Genomic DNA, 11,680 nt, shown 5'->3' with positions numbered 1-11,680 from the left:
ACCAACATCGCCCGCGCCAACCGACGCGCCGACCGCCGTTCAAACGACCTCATCACGGCCGTGACCAGCAGCTACCCGAACACGCAATGACCCTGCATGCCACTCGGAGCGCAACCTCGCGGTCGTCGCGGCACTGTCGAGGAGCCCTACAGCCCGCTCAACCTGCGGCTGGTCCTGGCACTGTTCGGCATGGTCGTGTGCGCGATCCTGGCGGCGCTGCTGTTCCGGGGCGGATGGACCGTGCCCGGATGGCTGCTCGCCGCCTGGTCGGTGGCCGCTGCCGCCGACATCGTGGTGATCCAGCTGCGCCGCCGGGCACGAGCGCGGGCCGAGGGCGGCCGCAAGCACTCCCTGTTCGAATGAGTGCGCGACCACCTGTGCCATGATCCGTGAAATGACGATCAGGTATCCCGCACCGTTGCGTCCCGGCGATCTCGTCGGTGTCACCTCGCCGTCCAGCGGGGTGGACGAGAGCATGCGGGCCCGCCTGCAGGTCGCCGTCGACACCGTGCAGAGCCGTGGTTACCGGGTCGTCGTCGGGGAGTGCATGGACGGCGCCCGGCACGTGAGCGCTCCGGCCGCCCAGCGCGCCGCCGAGCTCACCCGGATGCTGACCGACCCGGCGATCAAGGCCGTGGTGCCGCCGTGGGGCGGGGAGACCGCGATCGATCTGATGCCGCTGCTCGACTGGGACGCCATCGGTGCGGCCGAGCCGACGTGGCTCGTCGGATACTCCGACATGGCCACTGTCATCACACCGCTGACGCTGCTCACCGGGGTGGCCACGGTGCACGGCAACAACCTGATGGACACCCCGTACCGTCCGCCCGCCGGCCTGTTGTCCTGGCTGGACATCGTGGCGATGGCGCCCGGGGACTCGTTCACCCAGACCTCGCCCGGCCGTTACCGCGACAAGGGGTGGGTCGATTACCGGACGAACCCGGAGGTCGCCGAGTTCGACCTGGACGCCGTGGGTGGCTGGACCAGGCTGGACGGGCCGGGCGACGTGGACGTCGAGGGCCGGCTGATCGGCGGGTGCATCGAGACGCTGTGCAATCTGGCCGGCACCCGTTACGCCGACACGTCGGGTTTCGCCCCGGACGGGGCGCTCGTCTATGTCGAGGCCGCCGGTGACGATGCGGCGACGATCTGCCGGAACCTGCACGGGATGCGCCTGAACGGCTTCTTCGACAACGCGACGGCTGTCATCGTGGGCCGGACCGCCGCGCCGCCGACCGGCGCCCTGACCCAGACCGAGGCGGTCCTCGACGCGCTGGGCGGTCTGGGCGTGCCGATCGTCGCTGATGTCGAGTGCGGGCATGTCGCTCCCTACCTCCCCCTGGTCAATGGGGCCCGCGGCCGGCTTCTGCTCACCGCCGATCGCGCGGAGATCACTCAGACTCTGGGCTGATCATCAGGCGAGGCCCGCGTCGTGGACGAGCAGCGCCACCTGTACCCGGTTGTTCAGGTCGAGCTTGGTGAGCACCCGGGAGACGTGGGCCTTCACCGTGGCCACCGACATGTGCAGCTCGGTGGAGATCTCCGCGTTCGAGCGGCCCTGCGCGACGGCGAGGGCGACCTCCCGTTCCCGGGCGCTCAGCCGGGCCAGCATGGCGTGGGCGCGGCCCCGGTCGGGGTCGGGGCCCGGTGACGAACCGGCAGCGACGTGCGCGATCAACTGCCGGGTGATGCTGGGCGACAGCGCGGCCTCGCCCTGTGCGACACGCAGCACCGCATCGCGGATCTGGCCGGGTGGGGTGTCCTTGAGCAGGAACCCGGCGGCCCCGGCCCGGAGCGCCCGCAGCACGAACTCGTCCGCGTCGAACGTGGTGAGCACCAGCACCTCGGGGGCGCCCGGCCGGCCTCGCAGCGCCTCGGTGGCGGCCAGCCCGTCGACGCCGGGCATGCGGATGTCCATGAGCACCACGTCCGGCTGATGCCGGGCGACCGCCTGTGGGACCTCGGACCCGTCGGCGGCCTGGCCGACCACGCTCATATCGCCGTCGCCGGACAGGATCATCGAGAGCCCTGCCCGCACCAGCGGATCATCATCCACGATCAACACCCGAACCGCGGTCATCCCGTCCCTCTTCGCCGGCACATCGTCATCACACTCGTGTCCTCCCGTCGCTCGGCCGGCCGCCGTCTCTGTCGCGCTGCCGGCGGTCAGGGTGGCCATGGCAGCCAGGCGTGGAGCACGAAGTCGTCGTCGACGCGCCCGTGGTCCAGCCGGCCGCCGGCGAGATGGGCCCGTTCGGTGAGGCCGATCAGTCCCATGCCGGTGCCGGGGATGGGCCGGGCCGGAACGGTGAGCGGCATCGGGTTGCGGACCTCGATGGTCAGGCCGTCGCCGGCCGCGCCGCCGACGGCGACGCGCACGGCGGCTCCGGGCGCATGCTTGCGGGCGTTGGTGAGGCCCTCCTGCACGATCCGGTACGCCGCGCGGCCGGTCGCCGCGGGCACGGTCTCGGGTGCGGGGGCGATCTCGAGCCGGACCCGGATGCCTGCCGACCGGGACTCGTCGGCGAGCGCCGGCAACGCGCTGAGGGTGGGTTGCGGGCGTTCCGGAGCCTGCTCGTCCTCCGGCTGGCCGGTGCGCAGCACGCCGATCACCGCTCGCAGGTCCTGCAGCGCCTGGTGGGCGCTGGAGCGCACCACCGCGGCCGCTCCGGCGATCTCCTCCGGTGGCGCTCCCGGCCGGAACTCGAGAGCGCCCGCGTGCAGGCTGAGCAGGGAGATGCGGTGGGCGAGGACGTCGTGCATCTCGCGGGCGATCCTGGTCCGCTCGAGCACGCGGGCCTGGGCGACCCGCAGACGCTGCTCGGCCTCGGCCCGCTCGGCCCGGTCACGCCAGGTGACGATGAGCTGCCGGCGGCCACGCACGAGCATGCCCCACAGCGCAGCCATCACCGTCGTCGACGCGCCCCAGGCGAACGCCTCCACATAGCCGACCCCGGAATCCGGGCGCAGCAGGGGGAAGACGGCGTTGGCGGCGAGGATCGCCGCGACATAGCCGGCCAGCACCGCGAACCGCCGGTGCACCCCCACGGTGAACACCACGATCAGCACGGTCACGGCGCTGGCCAGCGAGAACGTCGTCAGCAGCACGAGGTAGACGGCGAGCAGGGCCAGGAACCGCCGCCGCCACCAGAGGCCGAGCGCGCCGATCACGCCGGCCGACGCGTCGGCGATGACGAGCCACCTGGGGACGGGCCCCCACGCCTGGGTCGTCGAGGAGCCCGGATCGAGCAGCTCGACGGTGATCCACACGGTGCAGCCGATGCCGAGCAGGAAGCAGAGGCTGTCGACCACCCAGTCGCGGGTGGACCGGCGCGCACCGAGCGGCCCGGCCGGGTCCGCGGCGAGCGCGGACGGCCACAGCCAGCGATACTCCGGCGACGACATCTCCACGCGATCGACTGTACGGGCGGGCGACCGCCGCCCGGTACCGACCAAAGTCGATGCTTGAGATAGACCAAGGTTTCGCGGCATCGACTCTTGGCCGACGCGGCGGCTGCCGCTTCTGGCACACGCTGGGTCGCATGATTGCGGTTGAGAACCTGACCAAGACGTACGGGCCACAGCGCGCCGTCGACGACGTGTCGTTCACCTGTGCGCCGGGCACGGTGACGGGTTTCCTCGGTCCGAACGGCGCGGGGAAGTCCACGACGCTGCGGATGATCTGCGGTCTGACGCCGCCGACGTCCGGCCGGGCGACGGTGTCCGGCGTGCCGTACCGGCGGCTCGGCAATCCGGGGCGGCACATCGGAGTGCTGCTCGATGCGTCGGCTCAGCACGCCGGCCGCACCGGGCGGGAGGTGCTGGCGCTGGCGGCGATCACGTTGGGGCTGGACACGGCACGGGTGCCGGGGCTGCTGGCGCGGGTCGGGCTGGACGACAGGGCGGCGAAGCGGCGGGTGCGGGCGTATTCGCTGGGCATGCGGCAGCGGCTGGGTCTGGCGTACGCGATGATCGGCGATCCGGCGGTGCTGGTGCTGGACGAGCCGGCGAACGGTCTGGATCCGGAGGGCATCCACTGGATGCGGGGGTTGCTGCGCGGTTTCGCCGACCGGGGCGGCACTGTCCTTCTCTCCTCGCACCTGCTGCGGGAGGTGGAGGTGGTCGCCGACCGGCTGGTGGTGATCGGCAACGGCCGGATCCTCACCCAGGGTGACAAGGAGGAGCTGCTCGGCGCGGCCGGCACGATGGTCCGGACCACCGATCCCACGGCGTTGGAGGACCTGTTGCAGCGGATGGGGCTGACCGGCACCCGGTCGGCCGACGGCAGCGTCCTGGTGCCGTCGGATCCGCAGACCATCGGCCAGGCCGCCGCCGCTGCCGGGGTGGTGCTGCTGGAGCTGCGACCGGCCGGCGCCGGGGGCCTCGAGGAGATGTTCCTGCGCCTGACCGCGGGCGCCGAGCCGGAAGGGGCGAACCGATGACCGCCACCACTGACGTCACGGCGACCACTGTGCCGGCGGCTGCCGCGGCACCGGTGCCGATGGCCCGGCTGACCCTGGTCGAGCTGCGCAAGCTCGCCGACACCCGGGCCGGGATGTGGCTGTTGATCGTGATCGGCCTCGCCACGGTGGCGACGTCGGCGATCCTGCTGGGCTGGGCCGATGACAGCGAGATCACGTTCACCGCGCTGTACACGTTCGGGCTGATGCCGTCGGCGGTGCTGCTGCCGGTGCTGGGGATCCTCTCGGTGACCAGCGAGTGGTCGCAACGGACCGCTCTGGCGACCTTCACCCTGGTGCCGGCACGGGCCCGGGTGCTGCTGGCGAAGGTGGCGGCGGGCGCGCTGATCGCGGTCGCCGCGACGGCCGCCACGGCGATCCTGGCCGCGGGCGCCAACCTGATCGCGCCGGCGGTGGGCGGCGACGGCTCGTGGAGTGTCGACTCGTCGCTGATCTGGCAGAGCCTGCTGCTCCAGGTGATCTTCGTGCTGATGGGCAACGCGTTCGGCGCCCTGCTGCTGAACACTCCGCTGGCGATCGTCATCTATTTCGCGCTGCCGACGGTGTGGTCGGTCCTGGGCGGCAGCATCCGGGCGCTGTCCGACGCGTCGAAGTGGCTGGACCTCAACGTGACCTCGCAGGCGATGACGGAGGCGGACATGACCTCCGGTGAGTGGGCACGGCTGGGCGTCTCGGTCGGGGTCTGGGTCGTCCTTCCGCTGGTCCTGGGGGCGGCACGGGTGCTCCGCCGGGAGGTTTCCTGATCCACAACGGCCGGTGTTGGCGTCACGATCCGGCGATCAGCGGTAGCGTCCCGATATGTGATGCGTACCCTATTTGCCAGCTTCGCGGCAATAACCGCTTGCATCCCGTTGTTCGCTGGCCCGGCGCCGGCCGCGCCACCGACGATTCCGCCTCCGGAGCCGAGCATCTCGGCGCACTCGTTCAAAGGGGAGACCGTCGAGCCCGACCTGGACCGGCTCACCTTCGAGGGTGAGCCGCTCCCCACCTCGACCTATGAGCCCCGGCCCAGCGCCCGCAGCGCCGTGGAGACCCCCGAGGTCGGCACGGTGCGCAGCTGGGCCGGGCTCAACTCGATCGACGGCGACGTCTACCGCAAGGACTACACCCTGCGTGGCGTCGGCGAGCACATCGAGGTGTGGGTGGCCAACGATCTGGCCTTTCCGGAGAAGGACTGCCGGAAGAACGCCACCGAGGTAACCGACGGCCAGGTCACCTCGCTGATCCACGAGTTCGACCAGGTGATCTTTCCCCGCGAGACCGAGGCCTTCAGCACCCCGCCGGACCGCAGCGGCACCAACCCGGGGCTGCCCGGGGACTTCACCGGAGCCGGCAACCGCACCGTCACACTGGTCGACAACATCCGCGACGACAATTTCTTCGACTTCCCGAAACGGCTCACCTACATCGCCGGCTTCTTCTCCGAACAGCTCAACGAACTCTTCGACCGGAACGTGATCACGATCGACGCCTACGACTGGGCGCACCGGACCGGAGCCGACCCGAAGCACGAGCCGGCCGACGATCCGTGCGTGAGCCGCCCGGCGCGGCCCCGCATGTACGAGTCGACCTTCGCCCACGAGTGGCAGCACCTGCTCACCTATTACACCGACCCGGACGAGGAGGTGTGGATCAGCGAAGGCATGGCCGACTACGCCCAGAAACTCACCGGCTACAGCCGGACCGACGTGGGGGTACGGCATCGCGGCTTCGACAATCATCTGCTCTGCTTCCAGGGTTTCGGCAACGTCAAGACCCTCTACAACCCGAACCCGCGTGAGTGCGGAGGGCCCGCCAACTCTCCGAACCTGTGGTCCGAAGGGGAACCGGACGAGATCCTCGCCGATTACGGCATCACCTATCAGCTGATGCTCTACCTCCACGATCGGTTCGGCGCGAAGCTGCTCACCAAGCTCCACCTCGACAAGGAGAACCACGGGCTGGACGCGGTCGCGGCCGCGCTGCCGAAGGGCGCGAGCCTGCACGACGTCCTCCACGACTTCCAGGTGATGACGCTGATCGACAAGGTGGCCGGCGGCCCGCACGGCGTGGTCAGGGGCGTGCCCCGGCAGCGGGTGACCTCGGCCAGCCTGCGATCCACGGTGAACCTGGACAATCCGTCCGCCTACGGCCGGCCCGGCGCGCCGCCCAACGGCGCAGACTACCTACGGCTGCCGGCCGGGTGGCAGACGGTCGGTTTCGAGGGCGCGCCGTCGCTGCCGGCGGTGCCGCTGGCCTGGACGCTGGACTCCGGCATGATCTTCTCCGGCAACACCCCGGACACCGACTCCACGGCGGTCCGGCAGGTCGACGTGCCGGCCGCCGACCCGGTCCTGCGGTTCACCAGCACCTACGGCCTCGAGGACAAGTTCGACTACGGATACGTGACAGTGTCGGCGGACGGCGGCGAGACCTATCAGATGGTCAAGGGCGACCGCACCATCCAGGGGCCGCTCGGCGAGGCGATCACCGGCGAGGCCGCCGACGTCGCTCTCTCCTATGACCTCAAGCCGTACGCCGGGAAGTCCGTGCTCCTGGGTTTCCGCTACGTCAGTGACAGCGCCGTGAGCATCGGCGGGTGGCACATCAAGGACGTCAAGGTGGGCGGCGCCGCCGTCGGCGGGAACAGCCTCGACGGCTGGAAGTCGCCCACCGAGATCCATCCGATCCCGGTGCACCATTGGCAGGTGACCCTGGTGGGCCTGGCCGACGGCCGGGCCCGGGTGGTCCCGCTGACCCGTTACGCCAGGCTGCGCCACTATCCGAAGGTGGTGGCGATCGTCGCCTACGACGAGCCCACCGGAACGGTCACGCAATACGCCCCCTACACCCTCACGGTCGACGGCAAGCCCTATCAGCCCGCCGCATAGACCCGCGCCTCGCCGATCTGCCCGCCACCGCGCCATGGGTGGCGGGCAGATCAGCTTTCCGGCATTGACAGTGTCACGGTGACAGTGTCATTGTCTAATCATGTGGACGATGGAGCAGTTGGTCGAGCGGGTGAGCGCGGCACTCGCCGCGGAGTACCCGGGCGCCCCCAACGGCCGCGTCCGGGAGGTGCCCGACCGCAGGTCGATCCGGTGGTATACGACGATCGGCCTGGTCGACCGGCCACTCGGCACGCGTGGGCGCACGGTCCTCTACGGGCCGCGTCATCTCCTGCAGCTCGTGGCGATCAAGCGGCGGCAGGCGGCCGGGCGCACGCTGGCCGAGATTCAGGAGGAGCTGGGCGGCGCCTCCGAGGAGACCCTCGCGGCGGTCGCCCGGGTGCCCGACCGGGTGCTGATCTCCGACGAGCCGCCGCCCTCACCGCCGGCGTCGCGGGCGCCGTTCTGGAAGGCAGCCCCCGCCGCCGCGGACCCGCTCTCCGTCGACGCCTACGCACCCGCCGCCGACACCGACACCGACACCGATGACCTGGACCAGGAGCCGGCCAGTGGCGCCACACGCCGCGAGTTGGCCGCCGTTCTGGAGGCGCTGGACGTCCGGCGACCGCCGATGCTGCCTCTGATCACCGGTGTCCCCCTCGGTGACGGGGTGATTCTGCTGCTGCCCCGCCACACCGCCGACCTCGACCGCGACGACATCGCCGCGGCAGCCCGTCCTCTGCTCGACCTGCTCGCGTCCCGCGGGCTCACCGATGGGAGAACCTCATGATCATTTCCGTGAACCCGATGGGGTCGGCAGAGCTGGAGCGTCACCGCCAGGTTCCCGGTGCGGGCTTCGGCACGCTGCTCACCGACCGTGGCAACCTCCCGCTGGACGGTCTCGACGTGCGTGCCGCCATCAGCGGCCTGCTCGTGCGCACCGAGCTGACCACCGAGTTCGTCAACACCCACGACACCGCACTGGAAGCCACGTATGTCTTCCCCCTGCCCGACCGCGCCGCGGTCACCGGCATGACGATGACCGCGGCCGACCGGGTCGTCACCGCCGAGCTGCACGAGCGCGGCGCCGCCCGCGAGCGCTACGACCAGGCGATCGCCGCCGGTCAGCGAGCCTCCATCGCCGAGGAGGAGCGGCCCGACGTGTTCACCATGCGGGTCGGCAACATCCTTCCCGGCGAGCGGGTCACCGTGCAGTTGAAGCTGATCGGCCCGCTGGCCTACGAGGACGGCGCCGCCACCTTCCGCTTCCCGCTGGTCGTGGCGCCCCGGTACGTGCCCGGCGTGCCACTGCCCGGCCCTTCCGCGGGCGATGGCCAGCAGCAGGACACCGACGCCGTGCCGGACGCCTCGCGCATCTCGCCGCCGGTCCTGCTGCCCGGCTTCCCCAACCCGCTGCGCCTGTCCATCGGGGTGGATGTCGACCCGGCCGGGCTAGAGCTCGGCGAGATCCGCTCCAGCCTGCACACCGTCACCGAGCAGGGCGGGACACTCCGGATCGCGCCGGGTGAGCGGGCCGACCGCGACTTCGTGCTGCGCCTGGCGTATGCCCCGGGCGGCGAGTCCGCCGTGGCGGTGCCCGACGAGGACGGCGAGCAGGGCACCTACCAGCTCGTGGTGCTGCCGCCGGCGCCCGCCGCCGCGCCGCGCCCGAAAGACGTGGTGCTCCTGCTCGACCGTTCCGGCAGCATGGGCGGCTGGAAGATGGTGGCCGCCCGCCGCGCCGCGGCACGCGTCATCGACACGCTGACCGCTGACGACCGGTTCGCCGTGCTCACCTTCGACCACGAGGTCGACCGGCCCGCCGGCCTCGGCTCGGGGCTGTCCGAGGCCACCGACCGGCATCGCTACCGGGCCGTGGAGCACCTGGCCCGGGCCGACGCACGCGGCGGCACCGAGTTGCTCAGCCCGTTGACCGCCGGTCTGGCGCTGCTTGCCGACAGCCCCGGCCGTGACCGGGTGCTGGTCCTGGTGACCGACGGCCAGGTCGGCAACGAGGACCAGATCGTCAAGCAGGTGGCCCCGCTGATCGGCACGATCCGGGTGCACACCGTCGGCATCGATCGTGCGGTCAACGCCGGATTCCTCGGCCGTCTCGCCGCGATCGGCGCCGGCCGTGCCGAACTGGTGGAGAGCGAGGACCGCCTCGACGAGGCGATGGAGCACATTCACCGGCGGATCGGCGCGCCGGTCGTCACCGCGCTCGCCGTCACCGGTGACGGGTTCACGCCCATCGACGGCACACGCACCCCCGCGCGCCTGCCAGGCCTCTACCCCGGGGTGCCGCTCGTGATCACCGGGCGTTACACCGGCCCCGCCGGTGGAGCATTCACCGTCACCGGCCGTACCCGCGATGACCAGGAGTTCCGGACCGACGTCGCGGTCCAGCAGCGTTCCGAGCCGGCCGTTCCCTCGCTGTGGGCCCGTGCCCGGCTGCGCGACCTGGAGGATGCGTACGCGTCCGGCGATCACTCACTGGAGACCGAGATCGTCGGCACGTCGCTGCGGTTCGGTGTGCTCTGCCGGTTCACCGCTTTCGTCGCGGTCGACGCACGGGTGGTCAACGAAGGCGGCGACATCCGCAAGGTCACCCAGCCGGTCGAGATGCCGTCCGGGTGGGAGACACCCGCCGCCGCCCCGGCTCCGGCGTCCTACTTCCTGGCCGCGTCGTCACCGTTCCCGGACGCCGTCAGCGCGGCGCCGGCCGGCGTGCCACCGATGTCGCCGGCCGCACCGATTCCCGGCGCTCCGACGCCGAGCCGGCCCGGTTTCGTGCCACCCCGTGCCAAGCGTGCGGCCGTGCCAGACACCTTCGCCGAGCAGGCCGTGACGTCAGCGTCTCCCCCGGCGGCGGCGCCCGAGGCCGACAACGCCGCCTGGCCCGGCGCTGCGGAACCAGCCTCGTTCGGTGGAGCCGGGCGCGCCGACATGTCAGCGCCACCGTCGCAGGGTGCCGGCGCACCGCCGGCTCCGGGCGGGTCGGGTCAGGCTGCCTCAGGCCCGGGTTCCGGCCCGGCCCCGCAAGGCTTCGCCGGCATGATGCGGCGCTCCCGCTTCGCCGGCGCTCCCGTTCGGGGGAAGTCACCAGGTTTCGCCTCAACGGAAGGCCTGACCGTCGACGAGTTGCGAGAGCTGGCCGCCGTCGAGGTCACACGGCTGCGTGAAGCCGCGGGCCAGCCGGCCCTCGACCGCCGCGATCTGCTGGACGACCTGGTCAGCCGCCTCACCGTGCTGCTGGAGCCGGTGGCCGACACCGCACTCGACCCGATTCACGAGCTGGTCGCACTGTTGCGAGGCGACGCACCGCTCGAGGAGAGGTGGGCGGCCGCGATCCGAGTCCTGGAGGAGTTCGCCGCTGGGAAGACCGTGGCGAAGCGGTCTTTCTGGAAATCCTGATGTCAGCAGCGCCGGCGGTCGTGCGAGCCATGCCCGCCCGCCGGCGCCGTGCGGCACCGATCTCACGTTCTTACCCTTCGCAGATTGGTGTCTCCCTGATGTGCTCACCGGCCTGTCCGCCATTACCACGCACGGGTCCTCAACCGTCCCGGCGGCGCGGTCGGGGTGGCGCCGTCCGTCCTCGACGCCGGCGGTGGCTCGCGGAACTGGACCACGGCGACGCCGTCCTACGAGGTGGCGCCGTCCGTCCTCGACGCCAGCGGTGGCTCGCGGAACTGGACTGCGACGACGCTGTCCTACGGGGTGGCAACGTCCGTCCTCGCCGCCGGCGGTGGCTCGCGGGACTGGACCGCGGCGACGCTGTCCTAGCCGCATGCCTACGGTGCTCTGCGCAGCCGGGTGTTGCAGCGGACACCTCGACTTCCACGCTGTTGCTCGCGGGCGTGGCCGGGTGCTGCAGCGGCACAACGGCGCGCACACACCGCCGTCGGCGGGCGCGGCGGGATCGAGGCCACGACGTCGGTCTGCACGCCGCGGCTTGCTTGCGTGGCTGGGTGCTGCCGCGATGCGGTGTGCGCACGACGCTGCGGATAACGGATCGATTAGGTGGACGGATCACCGACCGGTGGCGGGCGGGGGCCTTCGGCTGGGGTTGCGGTCCGGGCCCCGAGGGTCGGGGCGGTGTGTCGGAGCGGGACCGGGAGTGTGGGCTGGTTGGACGTGGTGGGGCCGGTCCACGGAAAGCGGACAACGATGAACATCAACCGAACGGTCCCCACACCGGCGCTGAATGACGGTAAGTTGGGGCACCGGTGCAGAACCGGGGGGGGTGTCCCTATGGGTTCTGTCAAGCGGCGAGGGCGAGGTTCTCTGCCGGTTTGTGCTGGTAGGGGGTCCGGGTGCGGAGCATGGCGTGCA

General features: G+C 71.4%; 10 protein-coding genes. 8 read left to right on the top strand and 2 right to left on the bottom strand.

Going from position 1 to position 11,680, the window contains the following annotated elements; genetic code table 11:
* Positions 1-96 precede the first annotated feature (96 nt).
* Both BM290_RS46705 and BM290_RS46700 read left to right on the top strand, forming a co-directional pair.
* Positions 97-363 carry a hypothetical protein gene (locus BM290_RS46705; protein ID WP_093622471.1) on the top strand — a complete coding sequence of 89 codons (267 nt, stop codon included), beginning with the start codon at positions 97-99 and terminating at the stop codon, positions 361-363.
* Positions 364-394: 31 nt separating this feature from the next.
* Positions 395-1,411 (top strand): S66 family peptidase, encoded by a 1,017-nt coding sequence (locus BM290_RS46700; protein WP_093622470.1) that lies wholly within the window; start codon positions 395-397, stop codon positions 1,409-1,411.
* Positions 1,412-1,414: 3 nt separating this feature from the next.
* On the opposite strand, the gene BM290_RS46695 is transcribed toward BM290_RS46700, so the two are convergent.
* Positions 1,415-2,080 (bottom strand): response regulator, encoded by a 666-nt coding sequence (locus BM290_RS46695; protein ID WP_093622469.1) that lies wholly within the window; start codon positions 2,078-2,080, stop codon positions 1,415-1,417.
* An 86-nt stretch (positions 2,081-2,166) separates the two neighbouring features.
* The gene (locus BM290_RS46690; protein WP_093622472.1) at positions 2,167-3,405 is read right to left on the bottom strand and encodes a sensor histidine kinase; all 1,239 of its coding nucleotides are present in this window, start codon (positions 3,403-3,405) and stop codon (positions 2,167-2,169) included.
* Positions 3,406-3,542: 137 nt separating this feature from the next.
* On the opposite strand from BM290_RS46690, the gene BM290_RS46685 reads away from it, so the two are divergent.
* The 6 genes from BM290_RS46685 (at position 3,543) to BM290_RS46660 (ending at position 11,131) form a co-directional block, all read left to right on the top strand.
* Entirely contained in the window at positions 3,543-4,442 is a 900-nt protein-coding gene (locus BM290_RS46685) for an ABC transporter ATP-binding protein (protein WP_093622468.1), read from the top strand.
* The gene (locus BM290_RS46680; RefSeq protein ID WP_093622467.1) at positions 4,439-5,224 is read left to right on the top strand and encodes an ABC transporter permease; all 786 of its coding nucleotides are present in this window, start codon (positions 4,439-4,441) and stop codon (positions 5,222-5,224) included. The genes BM290_RS46685 and BM290_RS46680 overlap by 4 nt, the downstream gene beginning before the upstream one ends.
* Before the next feature lie 108 nt (positions 5,225-5,332).
* On the top strand, positions 5,333-7,351 hold the full coding sequence (locus tag BM290_RS46675) for a M6 family metallopeptidase (protein ID WP_239144152.1): 2,019 nt from the start codon (positions 5,333-5,335) through the stop codon (positions 7,349-7,351).
* Between the two features lie 109 nt (positions 7,352-7,460).
* The gene (locus tag BM290_RS46670; RefSeq protein WP_239144153.1) at positions 7,461-8,138 is read left to right on the top strand and encodes a MerR family transcriptional regulator; all 678 of its coding nucleotides are present in this window, start codon (positions 7,461-7,463) and stop codon (positions 8,136-8,138) included.
* Positions 8,135-10,762 (top strand): VIT domain-containing protein, encoded by a 2,628-nt coding sequence (locus tag BM290_RS46665; RefSeq protein WP_093622464.1) that lies wholly within the window; start codon positions 8,135-8,137, stop codon positions 10,760-10,762. Before BM290_RS46670 ends, BM290_RS46665 begins: the two co-directional genes overlap by 4 nt.
* 165 nt (positions 10,763-10,927) lie before the next feature.
* Positions 10,928-11,131 carry a hypothetical protein gene (locus tag BM290_RS46660; RefSeq protein WP_093622463.1) on the top strand — a complete coding sequence of 68 codons (204 nt, stop codon included), beginning with the start codon at positions 10,928-10,930 and terminating at the stop codon, positions 11,129-11,131.
* Positions 11,132-11,680: the final 549 nt, after the last annotated feature.

The organism is Actinoplanes philippinensis, assembly GCF_900113015.1.
GTDB lineage: Bacteria > Actinomycetota > Actinomycetes > Mycobacteriales > Micromonosporaceae > Actinoplanes > Actinoplanes philippinensis.
This window is presented reverse-complemented; position numbering and strand designations above follow the sequence as displayed.